General features: G+C 35.0%; 24 protein-coding genes. 14 read left to right on the top strand and 10 right to left on the bottom strand.

Annotated features, from left to right (window positions below; genetic code table 11):
* The first annotated feature begins 23 nt into the window (after nt 1-23).
* The 12 genes from CDOMC_RS06970 to mrdA are packed head-to-tail and all read left to right on the top strand — an operon-like array spanning nt 24 to nt 9,452.
* Nucleotides 24-1,280 (top strand): GGDEF domain-containing response regulator, encoded by a 1,257-nt coding sequence (locus CDOMC_RS06970; protein ID WP_172128933.1) that lies wholly within the window; start codon nt 24-26, stop codon nt 1,278-1,280.
* The gene (locus tag CDOMC_RS06965) at nt 1,277-2,065 is read left to right on the top strand and encodes a TatD family hydrolase (protein ID WP_172128932.1); all 789 of its coding nucleotides are present in this window, start codon (nt 1,277-1,279) and stop codon (nt 2,063-2,065) included. Before CDOMC_RS06970 ends, CDOMC_RS06965 begins: the two co-directional genes overlap by 4 nt.
* A 12-nt stretch (nt 2,066-2,077) precedes the next feature.
* Nucleotides 2,078-3,301, top strand: coding sequence for a lytic transglycosylase domain-containing protein (locus CDOMC_RS06960; protein ID WP_172128931.1), 1,224 nt, complete (start codon nt 2,078-2,080; stop codon nt 3,299-3,301).
* Nucleotides 3,285-4,094, top strand: coding sequence for a septal ring lytic transglycosylase RlpA family protein (locus CDOMC_RS06955; protein ID WP_236861294.1), 810 nt, complete (start codon nt 3,285-3,287; stop codon nt 4,092-4,094). The genes CDOMC_RS06960 and CDOMC_RS06955 overlap by 17 nt, the downstream gene beginning before the upstream one ends.
* Before the next feature lies 1 nt (nt 4,095).
* The gene (hisB, locus tag CDOMC_RS06950) at nt 4,096-4,665 is read left to right on the top strand and encodes an imidazoleglycerol-phosphate dehydratase HisB (RefSeq protein ID WP_172128930.1); all 570 of its coding nucleotides are present in this window, start codon (nt 4,096-4,098) and stop codon (nt 4,663-4,665) included.
* On the top strand, nt 4,662-5,150 hold the full coding sequence (locus CDOMC_RS06945) for a KdsC family phosphatase (protein ID WP_172128929.1): 489 nt from the start codon (nt 4,662-4,664) through the stop codon (nt 5,148-5,150). Before hisB ends, CDOMC_RS06945 begins: the two co-directional genes overlap by 4 nt.
* Nucleotides 5,141-5,662 (top strand): LPS export ABC transporter periplasmic protein LptC, encoded by a 522-nt coding sequence (lptC, locus tag CDOMC_RS06940; protein WP_172128928.1) that lies wholly within the window; start codon nt 5,141-5,143, stop codon nt 5,660-5,662. Before CDOMC_RS06945 ends, lptC begins: the two co-directional genes overlap by 10 nt.
* Complete coding sequence (lptA, locus tag CDOMC_RS06935; protein WP_172128927.1) at nt 5,641-6,114, top strand: lipopolysaccharide transport periplasmic protein LptA; 474 nt, start codon at nt 5,641-5,643, stop codon at nt 6,112-6,114. The genes lptC and lptA overlap by 22 nt, the downstream gene beginning before the upstream one ends.
* Nucleotides 6,111-6,713 carry a ribosome biogenesis GTP-binding protein YihA/YsxC gene (gene yihA, locus CDOMC_RS06930; protein WP_172128926.1) on the top strand — a complete coding sequence of 201 codons (603 nt, stop codon included), beginning with the start codon at nt 6,111-6,113 and terminating at the stop codon, nt 6,711-6,713. The genes lptA and yihA overlap by 4 nt, the downstream gene beginning before the upstream one ends.
* Before the next feature lie 47 nt (nt 6,714-6,760).
* Nucleotides 6,761-7,177, top strand: a complete 417-nt coding sequence (locus CDOMC_RS06925; protein ID WP_172129671.1) for an N-acetyltransferase — start codon at nt 6,761-6,763, stop codon at nt 7,175-7,177.
* Nucleotides 7,126-7,632 (top strand): hypothetical protein, encoded by a 507-nt coding sequence (locus CDOMC_RS06920; protein ID WP_236861293.1) that lies wholly within the window; start codon nt 7,126-7,128, stop codon nt 7,630-7,632. The genes CDOMC_RS06925 and CDOMC_RS06920 overlap by 52 nt, the downstream gene beginning before the upstream one ends.
* Nucleotides 7,629-9,452 carry a penicillin-binding protein 2 gene (gene mrdA, locus CDOMC_RS06915; protein WP_172128925.1) on the top strand — a complete coding sequence of 608 codons (1,824 nt, stop codon included), beginning with the start codon at nt 7,629-7,631 and terminating at the stop codon, nt 9,450-9,452. The genes CDOMC_RS06920 and mrdA overlap by 4 nt, the downstream gene beginning before the upstream one ends.
* A 2-nt stretch (nt 9,453-9,454) precedes the next feature.
* On the opposite strand, the gene ybeY is transcribed toward mrdA, so the two are convergent.
* Entirely contained in the window at nt 9,455-9,865 is a 411-nt protein-coding gene (gene ybeY, locus CDOMC_RS06910; protein WP_172128924.1) for an rRNA maturation RNase YbeY, read from the bottom strand.
* Nucleotides 9,866-9,941: 76 nt separating this feature from the next.
* On the opposite strand from ybeY, the gene queC reads away from it, so the two are divergent.
* Nucleotides 9,942-10,610, top strand: a complete 669-nt coding sequence (gene queC, locus CDOMC_RS06905) for a 7-cyano-7-deazaguanine synthase QueC (RefSeq protein ID WP_172128923.1) — start codon at nt 9,942-9,944, stop codon at nt 10,608-10,610.
* A gap of 37 nt (nt 10,611-10,647) precedes the next feature.
* Here the strand turns inward: queC and CDOMC_RS06900 are convergent, their stop codons facing one another.
* The 6 genes from CDOMC_RS06900 to mobB form a co-directional block, all read right to left on the bottom strand.
* Nucleotides 10,648-11,304, bottom strand: coding sequence for a hypothetical protein (locus tag CDOMC_RS06900; protein WP_172128922.1), 657 nt, complete (start codon nt 11,302-11,304; stop codon nt 10,648-10,650).
* Between the two features lie 134 nt (nt 11,305-11,438).
* A complete protein-coding gene (locus CDOMC_RS06895; protein WP_236861292.1) occupies nt 11,439-12,428 on the bottom strand; it encodes a ferrochelatase in 990 nt (329 codons plus the stop codon).
* Nucleotides 12,429-14,324, bottom strand: coding sequence for a methionine--tRNA ligase (gene metG, locus CDOMC_RS06890; protein ID WP_172128920.1), 1,896 nt, complete (start codon nt 14,322-14,324; stop codon nt 12,429-12,431). It abuts the gene before it with no gap.
* Nucleotides 14,325-14,336: 12 nt separating this feature from the next.
* Nucleotides 14,337-14,540, bottom strand: coding sequence for a hypothetical protein (locus CDOMC_RS06885; protein WP_172128919.1), 204 nt, complete (start codon nt 14,538-14,540; stop codon nt 14,337-14,339).
* Entirely contained in the window at nt 14,533-15,384 is an 852-nt protein-coding gene (locus CDOMC_RS06880) for a class 1 fructose-bisphosphatase (RefSeq protein ID WP_442861607.1), read from the bottom strand. Before CDOMC_RS06880 ends, CDOMC_RS06885 begins: the two co-directional genes overlap by 8 nt.
* Nucleotides 15,384-15,863: a molybdopterin-guanine dinucleotide biosynthesis protein B gene (gene mobB, locus CDOMC_RS06875; RefSeq protein ID WP_172128917.1), complete on the bottom strand. Its 480-nt coding sequence runs from the start codon at nt 15,861-15,863 to the stop codon at nt 15,384-15,386. Before mobB ends, CDOMC_RS06880 begins: the two co-directional genes overlap by 1 nt.
* Nucleotides 15,864-15,967: 104 nt before the next feature.
* Between mobB and CDOMC_RS06870 the strand changes: the two genes are divergently transcribed.
* Nucleotides 15,968-16,453 (top strand): hypothetical protein, encoded by a 486-nt coding sequence (locus tag CDOMC_RS06870; protein ID WP_172128916.1) that lies wholly within the window; start codon nt 15,968-15,970, stop codon nt 16,451-16,453.
* Here CDOMC_RS06870 and CDOMC_RS06865 read toward each other — a convergent pair.
* From CDOMC_RS06865 to gltX, 3 genes are read right to left on the bottom strand one after another with little or no spacing between them, the layout of a single operon-like run.
* Nucleotides 16,362-18,002, bottom strand: coding sequence for a lytic transglycosylase domain-containing protein (locus CDOMC_RS06865; RefSeq protein ID WP_172128915.1), 1,641 nt, complete (start codon nt 18,000-18,002; stop codon nt 16,362-16,364). The two genes, CDOMC_RS06870 and CDOMC_RS06865, sit on opposite strands and share 92 nt — an antisense overlap.
* Nucleotides 17,986-18,279, bottom strand: coding sequence for a YggT family protein (locus CDOMC_RS06860; RefSeq protein WP_172128914.1), 294 nt, complete (start codon nt 18,277-18,279; stop codon nt 17,986-17,988). Before CDOMC_RS06860 ends, CDOMC_RS06865 begins: the two co-directional genes overlap by 17 nt.
* Nucleotides 18,276-19,577: a glutamate--tRNA ligase gene (gene gltX, locus CDOMC_RS06855; protein ID WP_172128913.1), complete on the bottom strand. Its 1,302-nt coding sequence runs from the start codon at nt 19,575-19,577 to the stop codon at nt 18,276-18,278. Before gltX ends, CDOMC_RS06860 begins: the two co-directional genes overlap by 4 nt.
* Nucleotides 19,578-19,647 lie beyond the last annotated feature (70 nt).

The raw sequence follows: 19,647 nt of genomic DNA, 5'->3' as shown, positions 1-19,647 counted from the left end.
TGTGTAATGGATAACTTATATTTATGAAAAAAAGTAGAATTTTAATAGTTGAAGACAATAAGTCATTGGCAAAACTTATTGCAAAAAAGATGGAAGGTAACGTCGAAATGGATATAGACGTAGCCCATAGTATGGCTGAAGCGGAAGTTTTTTTAGCTAAACCAAGTGAATATTTTATAGCCCTGCTTGATCTAAATTTGCCTGACGCTCCAAATGGAGAGATTGTAGATTATGTTATTTCAAAAGGTATTGCGGCGATAGTGCTAACAGGAAGTCTTGATCCTAAGACTAGAGAAATATTTATACATAAAGATATAGTAGATTATGTTTACAAGAGCAACATGGATGATATAAACTATATATTTCAAATGATAAATAGGCTTATTAAAAATAAGCAGTATAAGGTTATGATCATTGAAGATTCGATGCCTTTTAGAAATAATATTAAAAAAATTCTAACAAGTCTTCAGTTTCAGGTATTTACAGCCGCTCATGGCGAGGAGGCTATGAGCTATTTTGCCGATCACCCCGATATAAAGCTTGTTATAACTGATTATAGAATGCCTATTAAGGATGGCCTTGGAGTTTTAAAAGAGCTTAGAAAAGAAAACGACAAGAATAATCTTGGAATAATAGTTATTACATCTCCAAAAGAGGAGGTTAACGCCTCTATATTTCTTAAAAATGGAGCAAATGATTTTATCGCAAAGCCTTTTGAAAAAGAGGAATTTATATGCAGGATACATAATACCATAGAGGCTATAGAAAATATTAATAGAATTGCAAATTTTGCGAATCATGATTTTTTGACAGGTGTTTATAATAGAAGGTATTTTTATGCCAATATGGAGGAGTATTTAAGTAAGCATGAGGAATTCTTTGAACCTTACGCGATAGCTATGCTTGACATAGATCATTTTAAGAGTATTAATGATACATATGGTCATGATGGTGGAGATAAAGTACTGCAATTTTTGGCAAAAAAATTAGTCGATGAGACAAAAGGAAATGATATTGTAGCTAGATTTGGAGGGGAGGAATTTTGTATAGTTCTTAAAAATATCTCCAAAGAAGAGGCTATTAAATTTTTTGTAAATTTAAGATCTAATATTGCGTCTCAATCCATAACTCTAAAAAAAGAGAGTTTTAAATTTACCGTTTCTATCGGTGTTGCATTTGGAAGAAGCGATTATTCTTTAGATGAAATTTTAGAATTTGCAGATGATGCACTATATGAAGCTAAGGAGAATGGTAGAAATAGGGTAGAGGTAGCTGGATGATAATAGATACTCATTGTCATCTTGATGATAATAGATACGATGAAGATCTTGATACGGTTATGCAAAATACCTATAGTGGCGGCATTGGTGGGGTTTTGATACCTGGTGCTGATATTAAAGATTTACCAAAAGCTGCTAGAATAGCCAATGCTTATAAAAATGTTTTTTTCGCAGTCGGAGTTCATCCGTATCATATAGATGATTTTGATGAGAATGAGTTGCGTAAATTTGCTAATGATGACAAATGCATAGCTGTAGGTGAATGCGGACTTGATTATTTTAGGCTGCCAAAAGATGAGAGTGAGAAATTAGCCGAGAAAGAGTCTCAGAAGAGAGTTTTTAAGGCTCAGCTTGATTTAGCTGTAGAGCTTAATCTGCCTGTAATTTTGCATATTAGAGACTCTAATGAGGATTGTTATAATATATTAAAAGAGTATGCAAGTAGGCTAAAAGGAGCGGTTTTGCATTGTTATAACGCATCGCCATTACTTTTAGAGCTTAGTAAATTTGGAAATTTTTATTTTGGAATCGGTGGAGTTTTAACATTTAAAAATGCTAAAAATTTAGTAGAAATTTTACCAAAAATTCCGCTAGATAGATTGCTTATAGAGACAGATGCTCCTTATCTTACGCCTGAACCGTATAGAGGTAGGAGAAATGAGCCTTTTTATACGCAATTTGTAGCACAAAGAATGAGTGAAATTTTAGATTTAGAAAAAGAGGAGATAATTAGAATAACCACTCAAAATGCTAAAATGCTTTTTGGAAATTTTAATACCGAATAAATAAGGAGAAAAATGAGAATTTTAAAAATAGTTTTTTTGTGTATAGCCTGTACTATATTTTTATCTGCTTCAACTTCAAATAAAAATATTAAAGATGTGGCAGAAACACAAAAAAAAGTATTGAAAGAATTTGACATAGACTATAAATTTTTAACAAGTCCTTATTATAAGGCAGTAAAAAATAATATTAAAGAGAGCAAGAAAAAGGAATTTGCAAGAACTATAGAAAATGGTTATAGGCATATTCCGGTTTTGCAAAAAATTATCAAAGATTCAGGTATCCCGGAGTCATTTTTATATCTTGCGATGATAGAATCAGGGTTTTCTAATAGTGTAGTATCAAGAGTAAAAGCTGTGGGTATTTGGCAATTTATGGCTCCTACGGCTAAACTTTATGGTCTTAGAGTAGATGAGTATGCTGATGAGCGTAAAGATCCAATAGCTGCTACTATCGCTGCTACAAAATATCTTCAAAATTTAAAAGATGAATTTGGAAAATGGTATCTGGCTATGATGGCTTATAACTGCGGAGGAACTAGGCTAAAATCTGCTATAAAAAAGGCTGGAAGTGATAATTTGCATATACTCCTTGATAACAAAAAAGGCTATTTGCCAAAGGAGACTAGAGATTTTATAGTAAAAATTTTAACTGTCGCAAATATAGCGGCTGATAATAGTTTCAAAAACTCAAGCGATTCTAATTTGATAAGTGATGCTAAAGTTGTTGAGCTTGCAAAGATTGATGTTCCTGGAGGAACTACCTTGATGGAGGTTGGAGACAGTATAGGAGTTAGCTTAAAAAGAATGAAAGAGTATAACTCTCATCTTAAATTCGTATATACTCCACCTACGGATAAGCAATACTATCTATACATTCCTAAAAATAAGGAAAATATGTTTAATGATAATTTTGAGGCCTCCCAAAATCGTAAATTTGAAATTTATACAATAAAAAAAGATGATACTCTCTTGGCTATTGCTCAAAAAACAGGAGTTAGTCATAAGATAATCAAAGAGTATAATAATCTAACATCCGATAAGCTAAAGCCAAATGAGAACATAGTGATCCCTACGGAGCAAAACATCAACTATCTTGCCGAATATATAGTAAAGAGCGGAGATAGCCTAAATGAAATTTCTGAGAAATTTGATGTCGCACTTAAGGATTTAAAGGATGCAAACAGTCTAATTAGCTCAAATTCATCTATCGGAGCAAAGCTTGCTACTGCAAAATAGTATCAAATTCGGCCTTTTGGCTATTTTTGTATCTATTTTTTTTACAGGATGCTCTTGGATAGGTATAAATTTTGGCCCTACGGGACCTACAAATGTAAAGATAAACAATTCAAAAGGTGTGCATAAAGCTACTATGCGTCCTTATACAGTAAATGGAAAGACATATTATCCTACAGTGGTAAATGTAGGGGATAAGGCAAGCGGAATAGCTAGCTGGTATGGACCAAATTTTCATGGCAAAAAGACCTCAAATGGCGAAATTTATAATATGTATAATATGACTGCTGCGCATAAAACCTTACCCATGAATACAATGGTAAGAGTTACAAATTTAAAGAACGGCAAAAGTATTATAGTCAGGATTAATGATCGCGGTCCTTTTGTGGCAGGCAGGGTTATAGATCTGTCAAAAGTAGGAGCTCAAAAGATAGATATGATAGCTTCTGGTACAGCACCTGTAAGTTTAGAGGTTATTGGATTCAACGGTAATGTAAACAGTAAGGTTGCTAATATACCAAGCTCTCAAAAGCTTAAAATAACAAGCAGAGTCCAGCAAGATACTTTTGTGGGCGGTGTATTTATGGTACAAATTGGTGCTTTTAAAAATTTAAGTGGTGCAAATGCTTATAAAAGAACTCACTCTGTAAAAAACTATAGTACTCAAATTAGAGAGTATATGGTTAATGGAAAATCTGTTTACAGGGTGTTTTTAGTAGGCTTTAGGAGTGAAAATGAGGCTAGAGATTTTATAGAGGCGGGGCATATAGATGGTGCGTTTATAGCAAGGGAATAGTATGCAAAAATATAGAAAAACAAAAGAGACGGATATTAGTTTAAATTTAGAAATTTACGGAAGTGGAAAGTGTGATATAAGCACAGGAATAGGTTTTTTTGACCATATGCTTGAGGCTTTTGGCAAGCATGCGTTGTTTGATCTAACTATTAAAGCAAGCGGTGATCTGCATGTTGATTTTCATCACACTGTAGAGGATGTCGGCATTGTTCTTGGCTTGGCACTTAAAGAGATGATATATCCAGTAAATAACGTAGAAAGATTTGGAGAGGCTACTGTAGTCATGGATGAGGCAGCTGTAAGCTGTGCTCTTGATCTTTCAAATAGGGCTTATTTGGTGTATGATAGTATAGATTCTGGCAAAGTGGGATCTTTTGACATAGAGCTTGTTAATGAATTTTTTCAAGCTCTTGCATTTAATGCCGGTATTACTTTACATCTTACAAAGATTAGAGGTAGAAATTCTCATCATATAGCAGAGGCTACTTTTAAATCTTGCGCGGTTGCTTTAAGAAGAGCTCTTGCTAAAAATTCAAGAGTTGGAGTCCCAAGCACTAAGGGCGTACTGTGATAGAGATAATTTTTTTAGACGTTGATGGATGCATGACCGATGGCAAGATAGTATATGGTCCAGATGGAGAAGAGCTTAAATTTTTTGATGTTAAAGATGGATATGCTATAGAGAGCTGGTTAAAGCTTGGTAAAAAAGTCGCAATCATAACTGGTAGAAAGTCGGCAATTGTAGAAAAAAGAGCCGAAAATTTAAAGATAGATCATGTATATCAGTGTGTAAGTGATAAATTTGCCGTTGCTGAGGAAATTTTAAAATTTGAAGGGCTTAAGTTTGAAAATGCAGCCGCAATAGGTGATGACTATAATGATTATAAACTACTTAAGGCTGTTGGTTGGAGCTTTAAACCAAAGGATGCAATTAAAGAGCTTGAAGTAAAGACAAAGCTGAAATACAAAGGTGGCCATGGGGCTATTAGGCAGATGATAGAGATTTTAATAGATCATGAAAATTTAAAAGAAGAGTGGTCTAAGCGTTGGTTATAAGGATTTTTTACTTCGTCATAGCTATTTTTAGCGTGGCGATGGTATATATGACACTTCAAGATCCTTACTATAGTGAGATTCTAAAACCAGACAATAGTATCGCTACTATTGGGATGAATGATGTTGTGGATTACGAAATCAATTCTACTATTGTAAGTGCTAAATATAAGGCTGACGAGTGGAATAGATATAAAAATATGGATGAATTTTTAAATTTTAAGGCTGATGTTTTAAGAGATGATACTCATCATAGTATTATTTCTGATAAAGCTTTTTATAAAGATGATACTATTAAGCTTAAAGGAAATGTTAGATATTTAAATAGTGAAAATTTGAAATTTGTTTCAGAGGAAGCAGATTATAATACTAAAACAAAAATTGCCAGTTCGAGCATGCCTTTTACTATGACTAAAAATGAGGATAAGATAGTTGGCGATAGTATTATTTATGATGCAAATTTAAAAAGAACTTACGCAAAGGGAATTCAAGCATGGGTGCAGGAAAAAAGATAATTTTGGCCTTTATTTTTAGTATTTTACCTTTGGTCGCTCAAAATGTGGAAGTAACTGCGGATGATTTTTTTGCAGATGAGAACAAATTTATAAGTGAATTGAGCGGTAATGTTAGTGTCAAAAAAGGTAAAGATATATTAACCGCCGATAAAGTTGTGATATATTTTGATAAAAATCGCAATCCTATCAAATATGTTGCCACGGGAAATGCTAAATTTAATGTTTTTATTAAAGATAAGAATTACAACGGAAGCGGACATGAGCTTGTATACGAACCAAAATCAAATTTATATACTATAAACGGAAGTGGATTTTTGCATGAAGTTGATAGCGATAAGAGAGTTTATGGTGAAAAGATAAGTGTAAATCAAAATAGCGGCACATATAGTGTAAATAGTGGCAATAAAAAGCCTGTAAAATTTGTATTTCAAGTAGAGGATAATAAAAAGTGATAAGGCCAATAAATACCAGATTTCTTTTATCTGCCCCAAATATCTCGCTTGCTCCTCCTGTTAGCGGTAGCGAAGTCGCATTTTTAGGACGTTCCAATGTAGGTAAAAGTAGCCTTATAAACGCTCTTGTAAATCAAAACAATCTGGCTAAAAGCTCATCAACTCCCGGCAAAACAAGGCTTATCAATTTTTTTGAAGTTGAATATATAAATGATGAGGATAGAGTAAATTTGATATTTGTGGATCTACCGGGTTTTGGATATGCAAAGGTATCAAAAACTATGCATGATGATTGGAGACGAAATTTAGATGAGTATTTGAAACAAAGATCAAATATAAGGCTTTTTGTTCATCTTATAGATAGTAGGCAACATAATATGCTTATAGACAGAGAGGTAGATGATTATCTGCAAAGTTTTTTAAGAGCCGATCAGAAAATTTTAAATATCCTAACAAAGGCTGATAAGCTAAATCAAAGTGAGAAAAGCGCGGCTTTAAAAGCATATCCAAATGCGCATCTGGTCTCAACCTTAAAAAAAATAGGGATTGATAAAGCAAATGAGCTTATAGTAAAAAATGCATTAGGTATAAATCAGTAGTGAAAAATTTAAATTTTAGAAATCCAAAGCCAAAAGATATAAAAGCTATGCAAGATCTTGTTAAAGATGAGGTTGCAAGCGGAGTAATACTACCAAGAAGTGATGATGAGATCGCTATGAATATTCGCTCGTATATCGTGGTTTGCGATGAAAATGAGATAGTGGGCTTTTGCGCTTTACATATACACACTGCAAACTTGGCTGAAGTAAGAAGTCTTGTAATATCTAAAAATTTAAGAGGCAGTGGAATAGGTAGCGAGCTAGTAAGAAAAATACTGGATGAAGCTAAATTTTATAATATTGAAAAGGTTTTTACGCTTACTTATAGAAAGAGTTTTTTTGAAAAATTGGGCTTTGTAGAGATTCCTAAATCAGAACTTCCTGCGCAAAAAATTTGGGCTGATTGTATTAAATGCAAACACTTTCCGGTATGCGACGAAATAGCACTGATATACAGTTTTTAAAATCCTTCTTTTGGGTTGTTTTCTTATTTTTATACCAGGCTTCTACCACGGTATTTGTTTGGATACCGCCTTTGCTGGGGCTATTTTTTTCATACATGATTATCCTTACTATAGAAAAACAAAAAAAACTTCTAAAATATGATATAAGGTGGTATTTTTCTATAGCTTATATTATTTTTATTGAGCAAGTTCATGGATTTGCACTATTTTCAGCCATTTTAGCCTTTATAGTTTTTTACTATTTTATTTGCGATTGGCTTGTGGTAACCTTTAAGTCGAGAGCTGTTTTATTGATTTTTTTTGTATTAAATGGGTATTTGGGAGCGTATCTTATAAGCTCTTTGCTTTTTTATATAAAAAATCTACCCATTTTAAATTTTGGATATGAATACTTTGTTTATATTGTTTTAGAGTCTGCTTTAGCTATTCTTCTGTTTAGGGAGCGCGTCAAATGAGAATGCGCATAGTCTTTGCAATTATATTTAGTGTTTGGGTAATTTTACTCGTTAGAATCTATCATTTAAGCATTAAGTCTAACGAATTTTATGAGGAGATTGCCGAGCAAAATATAGTAAAAAAGCAGTTTATTCCTCCAGCAAGAGGCCTTATTCTAGATGTCAAAGGTCGCCCTTTGGCGGTTAATAAGCTTGGCTTTTCAGTATCTATTAGGCCTCATCTTAGTAAAAAAAATACTTTAGATCAAGAGCTTGAAAACCTGCAAAATATGTTTCAAGATTTAAATGTTATAAAATTAAAAAAAGATTACATTAAAGCCGATTCGCCTTATAATCAAGATTTTATAGAAATTATTGATTTTATAGATTATGATAGGATGATTCCTAAGATTGCCGCACTCTCTTTGCGTGAAAATTTAGAAGTTAAACCGGCTTCCAAGCGTCATTATCCATATTCTAACCTTGCTTCTCATATAATAGGTTATGTCGGCAGAGCTAATCAGCAAGATTATACCAATGATCCTGTGACTAAGATTACAAACTATACAGGCAGAAGCGGGATAGAACGCTATTATAACTCTATTTTGCAAGGACATGAAGGTGTTAGAAAGATAAAGGTAAATGCTCTTAATGAGGAGATAGAAGAAATTTTTAAAGAAGAGCCAAAGAGTAGCGATATAAAGCTAAGTATAGATTTGGAATTTCAAAAATATATAGAAGAAATTTTTGGAAAAAATGCAGGAGCTATTATTGTAATGGATGTCACGGACGGCTCTATCATAGCTGCCGGGAGTTTTCCTGAGTATGATTTAAATCCTTTTGTGACCGGGATTTCACAAGCTAGATGGAATGAGCTTATAAGCAGCATAGATCATCCGTTTACAAATAAACTTGTAAACGGGCTATACCCTCCAGGATCTGTTGTGAAGATGGCCGTGGCTTTGGCGTTTTTGGATTCTGGTAAGATAGATAGGGGTACTGATTATTTTTGTAGTGGCTCTTTTGAGCTTGGAGGGCGGAATTTCAGGTGCTGGAATATATATGGACACGGCAAAATGGATATGAATTCTGCTATCAGAGAGAGTTGCGATGATTATTTTTACAAGGGTAGCTTGAAAATAGGTATAGATGCTATAGCTCCAGTGCTTGAACGCTTTGGCATGGGCCAAAAGACAGGCGTAGATCTGCCTAATGAATTTGTAGGTATTGTTCCAAGTCGTGAATGGAAGATGCATAAATACTCTCAGCCTTGGTATCAGGGTGAGACTCTAAACACCTCTATAGGGCAGGGAAATTTTCTAGTAACTCCTATGCAGATTGCCAGGCATACAGCCATGCTTGCTACAGGTAAAAATGTAATACCTCATTTTTTACATAGCATAGGTGAAGAAGATGCTAAATTTGAGGCTAGTGATATATTCACTCCTTTTGAAAAAAAACAACTTCCGCATATTAGAAGGGCTATGTATGAAGTTGCAAATCATCAAAAGGGAACTGCTTTTAAATATTTTACAGATGCAAATTTAACGATAGCCGCTAAAACAGGCACGGCCCAAGTGGTTGGTATTTCTCAAGCTGAAAAAAAGCGTATAAAAGAGGAGGATATGAAGTATCTTCAGCGCTCTCATGCATGGATTACAACCTATGCTCCATATGAAAAACCAAAATATGTAGTTACTATCATAATAGAGCATGGAGGTCACGGCGGGCTTACTGCCGGTCCTATGGCGGTAAGAGTCTATAATAAGCTTATAGAGCTAGGATATATCGACAAAAAATATGCCAAGAGCGAGCAAGTTATTAAAAAAGATAAAAAATAGCCTTAAATTTCATCCATGGTACGCACTATAAGGCTTTTTGGAAGGTTAAATTTATTAATTATCTCTTCTTCTTTTTTTCTCATTTCTCCGCTATCTTTTTCGTGATCAAATCCTAAAACATGAAGTAGTCCATGTATAAATAAAAGGGCTATTTCATCATCTTTGGAGTGATTAAATTCTTTTGATTTTTCCTCTGCTAAATCTAAATTTATAACGATACAGCCAAGAGGAACGTGCATAATGAACTCAAACGGAAAGCTTAAAACATCAGTTGTTTTGTTTATTTTGCGTTGTTTTAGGTTTATCTCTTGCATTTGTTTGCTATCTACAAAGCTTAACTCCACATCACCAGCAGTGAGATATTGGCAAATTTGATCTAAAATTTCTGGATATTGCTCATCGCAGATTATCATTTTTATGCTCTTTCATATAAAATTTTGTATAATTTTATCTAATTTTTATTGTTTTTAAATTCTAAAAGAGGTAAGTATGGCAAAAAAGGCTGTTTGTATAATGAGTGGAGGGATGGATAGCACTCTATGCGCCACTATGGCAAAAAATCAAGGCTATGAGATAATAGCGCTTCATTTTGATTATAACCAGCGCACTATGAATCGTGAAAAAAGAGCCTTTGAAGAAATTTGTGACAGGCTTGGGATAGGAAAAAGACTGAATTTAGATGTCGGTTTTATAGCCGATATTGGTGGAAATTCTTTAACTGATACTAGCCTAAAAGTACCAAAAGCCGGGCTTAGTGATGAAATTCCAAATACCTATGTGCCTTTTCGCAACGGGATTTTTATCTCTATTGCTGCTGCACTTGCTGAAAAAGATGGGGCGGAGGCAATATTTATAGGAGTAGTTGAGGAGGATAGCAGCGGTTATCCTGACTGCTCGGCCAAATTTATAGAGAGGATAAATTTGGCGATAAATGAAGGCACCTCGCCAAATTTCAACGTCAAAATCATAACCCCTCTTGTAAATTTAAGCAAGGTTAATATCGTGGCTAAATCCATTGAAATGAACTCTCCTATCGAGCTTACATGGAGTTGCTATGAAAGTGAGGATATGGCTTGCGGAGAGTGCGATAGCTGCAGGTTAAGACTAGACGGGTTTAAAAGAGCCGGAGTAAAGGATCCGATCCCGTATAAAAAATAGACCTCGCCTGTTTTTGATCAAGAGGCGAGGAGCAAGATTATTTAAATTCTTGAGCAATTTTATCTGTAAGTTGTTTTTCGTAAATTCGTAAAGCGTCATTTGTCACTTTTTGATAGTCTCTATCTAAAACCATCTGAAATTTTTCCATGTGATCCACATCTGTAGTAATGTTTTTGCTGCCTGTAGAAACGTCGCTTTTTATATGTGTATTTACAGCAACCGACCAAAATCCTGGACGGAAAAAAGACCAAAATTTAAGTACATCTATTTTTAATATTATTGTGTTTTGATTTATTTGTTTTTCATCGTTTAAAACATAAAATCCATTGTTTGCAAATGCTCTAGCAACACTCGTTTTGACTAAATTTGTAACTGTTTGATCGCCATCAAGCACTATATTTTCCATAGCTTTGCCATAGCTGTTTCTTTTTCTAGCTATGTACTTATCTTTTTCTTTTGCACTCAGACTTTCTACTTGCCTATTGTGAACAGATGGAATTGAAGCATTTTTGGGAGCATCTTCAAATTCTCTTTTGTCGTTAACTGAAGCTATAAATACAACTCCTTTTGCTGAATTTATATTTTGGTAATTCTGAAATTCAGGGTTTTGCAGTGTAAATTTGCCTTTTGAAGCAGGGCAACCAGCTAAAAATAAAGCCATGAAAAACATAAAAACTATATGTATAAACCGCATATTTTCTCCTTTTTTGAAATATTATTTAATATCTAGTAAAAATAGAAATTTTATTTAAATTTGCTTAATATTTACTTATAATATATAGATTTATATAAATAATTTTTTATGATATATTTAAAAAATTTTGAGTTTTAAAAGTCGAATAGACTTTTTTCGGCTTCGCCCTTGTTTAACATTGTTTCGAGTTCTTGCTTTTGACACTTTACAATAGCATATCTAAAATCTTTGAGTTGTTTTAGCTCGGCTATATCGTTAAAAATAAAGGTTGAATTTATCTTTGTCCTATAATTTTTAGGTATACAAATTTCTACTGAGTCTTTGAAGTTTTTTCTTAAAAAATTTGCTTCCATCTCAAATAGCTCGTCGTCGCTTTCTACTATAAAAGCTCTAAAACTAGCCCCAAATGGAGTTATCTTAAAATTTCTATCTACAAAAATAGGCTCAAAATGCTCAATCCATCTTAAATCGCCTATTTTAAAGGCTATTTGATTTTTATTAAGATGATGAATAAGCCCCGATAAAAACCCCTTAAATACTTTTGGTATGGCTAAATTTTGATAATACACATCGTCACAAATAATCGATGTAAAAAATATTGAGCCTTTATTAATTGCTTTTGCTTGTGTGTCTGTCCATACAGTATCGTAAAATGGTGCAATCTTTGATAGAATTTTGATATCGTCACTAAAAAATATATCGTTTTTATCGGCATTTATGATTTTTAAAAATAGCTCTTTAGTGTCTATAGGCAAGATATTTGCATGTTTTGGTAGGCTCGTTCGTTTTAAAATGGCCTTTTGCACACAGTTTATAGAGTAAAATTTAAGATTTTTATAGCTGCTTTCAAAGCGCATTAGACGCATTAAAGCCACGCTTAGGCTGTCTACTTTTAAAAACGCAATCTCTTTATCAATAACCTCAAAATCATCCTCTATAATGACTGCATAGGCCCCATTTAATATGGCTTCTTTAATCTCATCCTCGTTTGCATTTATGCCTATATAGGCATAGCCTTGTCTGATATTTTTAGCTTCGAATGAGAAATTTAAAACGCTTGAAACACTTGGCTTGTTTAAAACCTCTGCATTTATTAGTCGTCTTAAATTCTCAATATTCATCATTTAGCCGACGATCGCTCCGTTTTTAACGCTTGAGATAGGACTTAACAGCGCTAGCGAGCCGTCTTCTGCCGTAAGTATCATGCCTTGAGAGATATTGCCAAATATCTTAGCCTCTTTTAAATTTGCCAGCACGCAAACCTGCTTGCCGACAAGCTCTTTTGGATCGTAAAATTTAGCAATTCCCGATACGATCTGTCTTGGCTCGCTTTCGCCAAGATCTATCTTAAATTTAAGTAGTTTGTCGCTGCCTTCGATATTTGAAGCCTCTAAGATAGTGCCAACTTTGATAACACACCTTTTAAACTCATCTATCTTTATCTTTGTCGTTTCGTCTTTGCTAGGTTCGGCTACGCTTGGCGCAGGAGTGCTCATAAGCTCTTTTTCTATCTTTGGAAAGAGCGGCGCCGTAGGCTCGCAAACAAAGTCTAAAACCTCGTTTTCAAGTATTATCTTTTGATAATTTTGGGTTGAAATTTCAAATTTCATCGCTCTGGCTATCTTTTCACAAGTCTTTGGCATTGCAGGACTTAGCAAAATAGCCACGCGAGCAAGCAAATTTGCACAAAGGTTTACAAGAGCGTTTGCTTCATCGTTTTTGCCTTCTTTTATCAAATTCCAAGGCTCAAATTTTGCAATGCTTGCGTTTGCGATATTTAGCACTCGCCAAAGCTCTTCTAGGTAGCGATTTGTGGCAAAAATTTCTAAATTCTCACAAGCTGCTTTTATATGAGCGGTTGATTCGTCTAAGATTTCTTTATGGTATTTTTTTACGTCTTTGCTTGAAATTTCGTAGTTTGAATATTTACCGCTCATTCCGATTATGCGGTTTAGCAAGTTTCCAAGATCGTTACTGAGCTCTGAGTTTATGCGCTCGATAAGTGCTTTTTGCGAGAAATCCCCGTCTTGACCAAACGGAACTTCACGCAGCATAAAGTATCTGAAATTTTCAAGTCCATAAGCGTCTGCAACCTCTTTTGGCACGACTACGTTACCCTTGCTCTTGCTCATCTTTTCGCCGTTTCTGGTCCACCAACCGTGTGCCGCGATATGCTTAGGAAGCGGCAGTTCAAGGCTCATCAAAAACGCTGGCCAGTAAATCGCATGAAAGCGCAAGATATCCTTGCCGACTAAGTGCACCGCATTTTCCCAAAAGCCCATTTTCTCGCCGTCTCTAGTGTAGCCAAGTGCGGAGAGATAGTTCATCAGAGCATCAAGCCAGACATACATCACGTGCTTTGGCTCGTTTAAATTTGCAGGTAGTTTTACGCCCCAGTCAAAGCTGGTGCGAGTTATGGATAGGTCTTTAAGCCCGCCTTTTACGAAGCTTACGACCTCGTTTTTTTTACCTTTTGGAAGTATGCACTGCTCGTTTTGCTCGTACCATTTAAGCAGGGCGTCTTCGTATTTTGATAGTTTAAAAAAGTAGCTTTCCTCTTTGACTAAGTTTGTCGGTCGCCCACAGTCAGGACAGCACTCGTTATCTAAAAGTTGAGTTTGGGTAAAAAACGTCTCGCAGCTAACGCAGTAAAAACCCTCGTATTCGCCTTTGTAGATGTCGCCTTTTTCAAGCATTTTGTTAAAAGCGTTTTGGACGGTTAGTTTGTGGCTCTCATCGGTTGTGCGGATAAAGTGATCGTAACTTATCTCAAATTCATCCCAAAGCTCTTTAAATTTTGCGCTTATCTCGTCTGCGTATGCTTTTGGGCTTTTGCCTTTTTTTTGCGCCGCTTGCTCTATCTTTTGTCCGTGCTCGTCAGTTCCTGTTAAAAAAAACGTCTCTTCGCCATTAAGTCTTGCAAATCTAGCCATCGTATCCGCGATGATCGTAGTATAGGCGTGTCCGATGTGCGGGACATCATTTACATAATAAATAGGTGTTGTTATATAAGCTTTCATAATCTTCCTTAATTAAAAATCAAATCCGCCCGTATCGCCCTTGGACATCGAGTTATAGACGGCATCAACGTAGTTTTTGCGAGTATCACACTCAAATAAATTTTCGCATTCAAAGCAGCTTTTTAGACCTTTTTGCTCTTGGCATGATCTTAAAATTTCAAGCTTTGCGTCAAGCTCAAGTTCAAATTTGTCCTTTTGCTTAAGCTCTTCAGCCATTTTTGCTTCCGTAAAATTCGTGCAGTGTCTTTATCTCGTCTTTTGAGCCAAAGAAGCACGGGGTGGTTTGGTGGATTTTTTCTATCTTTACTTCAAAAAGGCTTTTTGAGTAACCGTCGCTCGTAGCTCCACCTGCGCGCTCGTAGATAAATGCAAAAGGTAGCACCTCAAAGAGCACTCTAAGCTTGCCGTTTGGTGCATCCGTGGTAGCCGGATAGCTAAAAAGTCCGCCGCCTTTTAGTAAAATTTGGTGCAAGTCGCTTACCATCGCACCTGAATATCTCAAGCGATACCCCCGCTCAAAAAGCTCTCTTATAAATTTAGCGTGCGTGTCGCTCCAGCCTTTTTGCGTGGCACCTGTGGCGTTTAGCTTACCTTTTTCTTTTAGCTGCAAATCTTTGATAAATTGAAATTTGCCCTCTTTGTTAAGTCTATAAAACTTTGGCTTTTCCGTGCAGATAACCAGCTCAAGTCTAGGACCGTAAACGCTATACGCTGAAGCTACTAAATTTTCAGGTCTTAGTTCGTTTTCATATATGCCAAATATCGAGCCTATGGCAAAATTTACATCAACCAAGCTTGAGCCGTCAAGCGGATCGTAGGCTACGATAAATTTTGCATTTTCATTAAGCGAGAGCATCTCATCTTTTTCTTCACTAACCAGAGCTTTTATGCAATCTAAATTTGCAAATTCGCGCGTGATGATCTCATCGCTTAGCACATCAAGCTTAAGTTGAGTGTCTCCTGTTGCATTTGCGTGATCAGTGTAGCCAAGATCTGCAAATTTTATCTCATTGCTGATTTTAACGGCGATTTGTTCAATCGTTTCAAAAATTCTTTCCATCATAAAGCCTTTGCGTTTTGTAAAATCCACTCACAGATGCTATTTATATCATCTAAATTAAAATTTGGTTTGTCTATTTTGTATTCTGGTTTGTAAGTAGCGATTGCATTTGAAAAGCTAAGATAATCTTCGTTTATCTCATCTTTGAAAACGCTTAGTCTAGGAAGCGGCAGAGTTTTTAGACCTTCAACTAATAATATATCAAATTCTCCAATCATATCGACTATATCATCTAAGCTTTTTTGTGCTTTGCTAAAATATGTTGTTCTGGTAGGGCTTGCCACTACGACATCTGCTCCGATTTCACTAAATTTAAAGCTGTCTTTGCCATCTACATCAAATTTAGCCTTATCGCCTGGATCATGTTTGATGATCACAACTTTAAATCCATCGTCTATAAATTTTTTTCCTACTTTTAAAATAAGCGTTGTTTTTCCGCTATTTGACGGACCTGAAAACGCCATAGCTAATCTTTTCATGCTCTCTCTAATCTTAAATTTCGCTAGATTATAGCAAATTTAGGCTTTTTTAAAGCAAAATTATTCAAATTCAAGATAAAATACTTCAAATTTAAAGGGGTGATATGGGCAAATTTTTTATATATTTGAGTGTGGTTTTTTTATTTTTAGGGTGTGCAAATAAAGCTATTGTTCACGATCCTCTAAAAAATGAACTGTTGGCATATACTAGTAAATTTGAGATAGTTGAAAAAAACGATAAATTTTTGGCTCTTGGAACCTATTTAAATCCTATTCATAGTGATATTATTACAAAAGATAAAGATGAGAGATTTATAATCGCGATTCATCCGAAGGAAAGTAAAATAAGTCTGTCAAGCTTTAGCGTAAATGGATCTAAAGATGAAGTAAGAGCTAGGATTTTAGCTAAAGATGATCCGCTTTTAAAATTAGTAACTTTTAATATGCCTTGGGGTGAATATATAGAGGTTGTATCGCCACAAAAAATTAGCGATACACTTAAGGTCGAGTTCGAAATTTATCCGTCAAAGAAGGCTCTTTTAGAATTTCGAAAAGTTTCAAAATCGATGTATTGGAGTTCAACAAATTAGAGTATATGATATAGTTTGCTAGAACTTTTTTACCGTAAATTCTACTCTCTGTATATGGAATTAGATCTATAGATAAAAAAGGCTCAAATTCACCATCGTTGAACAAATCCCCTCTTTGTAATACTCTTTTAGTAAAGCCTATTCCTCCATTATAAGCATAGGCTATAAATAAAGGATGGTGCAGAAATTTTTCTAAGTAATTTAAGTGGTGATCGGCAAATCTTAAAGCAACTCTCGGATCAAACATATCATCTTGATCAAAGCCTTCTATCATAAGTTCCTTTTTTGCGATATGATTTGCCAAAAATGGCATAAACTGCATCATCCCAAGCGCATAAGATGTAGAGATGACGGCAGGGATAAATCTACTCTCCTGCTTGCCTATCGCATAAATAAGCGTCTTTCTACTTGCGTTTATATCATCAAGCTCCTCTAAAAACGGCATAACGAAATAGTGATCTTTATATCCGCTTGCCTTTTCCATGAAGTAAGCGTGCTGTCCTAGAGTCTCTTTGGTATTGAAAAGTTCTGCAAATTCGGCCGCCTTGGTGGCATTTATCTCTTTTATAATTGCAAAAGTTTTTTGCCATAGAAATGGATCTTTGATATCGTAATCTCTAACTTTTTCTTTTGTAGGCGCTGGCGAAAATACTTTTGGAAGCGGCTTGCCTGTCTTTTCATTTGCATAGAGCGTATAAATGTTGATATCTGAACTACTATTTAGCACTTCAAGAAGAGCTTTTTCTTTGATGATAAGATATTGCCAAAAAATAGCCGCATCTTTTGCTCCTTGGTTTTTAAAGCTATTTTCCGCTCTTTTAAAAAACTTAAAAGCACTCTCTTTTGAACCTAATAAAATAGCGTTAATGCCAAGAATATAAGCTATCTGATCGCTTATCAAATCATCTTTTATATTTAAAAAATTTGCTCTAAATTTAGGAAGCTCTTTATCTATAATTACTCTATTTATAATTTTTTGAAAAGATTGTTCTTTGGCCAGCAGATTGATAAATTCGGTGCTAAATTTTTGATTAAACCTAAGCTCTTTATGCTTTTTGTCACTTGCCTCAAATAGCTCTATAAAGTGGCGCGCGTCTTTAAATTTATCAAATTTCAAGGCCGGATTTTTAGAATTTAGAGTCTTTAAATTTCTAGCCACTGTTTTATTTATATCATCAAATTTTTTAGCCAGTTTCTCTCTGTCTTTTTTTGCTATTTTGAGCATAAAAGGTATTTTTAAAAGCGCTTTTTGACATGTTAAATTGGCATCTACTATGTTTTTTGCATTTATCTTTGCGCAGTTTGTTGGTCTTAGCTCCGGTTTTATTATAGTATTTAGCGCTTTTATCATAGTTGGCGAGCGACGAAATATATCCTTATTTAGCTCCTCAACCTGATTAATTGTATAATTTCCTTCCGTTATTAGCCTATATATATAATAATCTTTTGCCAGTCCTTTTTCTTGATCTTTTATCTCATTAAAACTTTTTACTCCTCCAAATAATAAAGTAGTATAAATAATTAAAGTTATGTTAAATCGAATGAGCATATTGCAGTATTAAGCTTATGAAAAATCTATCAAAAAATTGAAGTGCTAAAAGTACGAAAATCGGCGCTAAGTCTATTCCTCCAAATACTGTAGGGACAAATTTTCTAATCCAGGCATAAATCGGCTCCGTAAGGCGATATAAAAGCTGAACAACAGGATTATACGGATCTGGTCTCACCCAGCTAATAATAGCTGATATGATGATAATCCAGACGTAAATTTGAATCACCATATGCAAAATATCGGCAATAGCGGATAAAAAAGTAGATAGTATCATTGTAAAATTTCCTTTAATTTTTCTTTTATTAGAGGGAATAGCTCGCTAAGCTCAGGTCCGTGCTGTTCGTTTGTAAGCAAAATTCTAAGCGGCATAAAAAAGCTTTTGCCTTTTAAATTTGTAGCGCTCATTAGAGCTTTTTTAAACTCGTCAAAGCTTTCAAAACTATCCAAATTCATCGAATTTATAGCGGTTTTTATCGTCTCGCATTCGTTTTTAAACTCATCAGGGATATTTTTTGTTGCAAATATCGCTTCGATTTTTTGCTTAATCTCATTTAGCAAGCTTGCTTCTTGGGTGTAAAATTTGATTAGACCAGTTAAATTTTCATCCATACCGCTAAGCTCTGCAAGGCGCTTGTTGCTAGCTAGTTTGATGTGCTCTCTGTTTATGTATTCTAGCTGTTTGATGTCAAATTTTGCCGGACTTGCCGAGACTTTAGAGATATCAAACCACTCGCTAGCTTCTTGTATGGTAAAAATTTCAACAGGAGCTTTATAGCCAAGAGAGATGATGTAGTTAGCTATAGCTTCAGGCATAAACCCTTGTGCAAAGAGCCATTTTACGCTACTTTCATTTTCGCGTTTGCTCATCTTTTTGCCCTCTATATTTAAGATGATAGGTAGATGTGCGTAGCGAATTTTTTCGGTGTAGCCAAGACCTTCTCTGATGAGTTCTTGCTTAGGAGTGTTGCTTACGTGATCTTCACCGCGTATAACAAAGGTAACTCCCTCAAGCATATCATCTGTCGCGCAGGCAAAGTTGTAAGTAGGAGTTTTGTCCGCGCGCATGATCACAAAGCTATCGACATTTTCAGGTTCAAAGCTTACTTCGCCTTTGATAGCGTCTGTAAATTTCATCGTTTCTTTTGGCTTTTTCATGCGGATTACAAACGGCTTTTCACACGCCAAAACCTCTTCATCGCTCATCTTTTCGCAAGTGCCGTCGTAGCGATACGCGACACCCTTTGCTTTAGCCTCTTCTTTTTTGGCTTCTAGCTTGCTTTCGGTGCAAAAGCAGGCAAATGCGTGTTTGTCTATCATTAGCTTTGAAGCAAGCTGACGGTGGAATTTTAAATTTTTACTTTGATAGTAAAGCTGATCCCATTTGATGCCAAATTTGGTTAAAATTTCTAAAATTTCTTGATCTTTTCCCGGTATATTTCTTTCTTTATCGGTATCTTCTATACGTATTATAAAGCCGCTTTTATCCTGTAAAGAACATAGGTAGTTTAGGATGGCTACGCGCAAATTTCCAAGATGCATATCTCCTGTAGGAGATGGCGCAAAACGATACATTTTGATATTCCTTTATTAATTTTTAAAGGGTGATTATATCATCTTGTATTTAAATCGCTTGTTAAGAAAA

The organism is Campylobacter sp. RM16192, assembly GCF_004803855.2.
In the GTDB taxonomy this organism is placed as follows: Bacteria; Campylobacterota; Campylobacteria; order Campylobacterales; family Campylobacteraceae; genus Campylobacter_A.
Note: the sequence above shows the minus strand (reverse complement) of the source record. Positions and strands in the feature narration are given on the sequence as shown.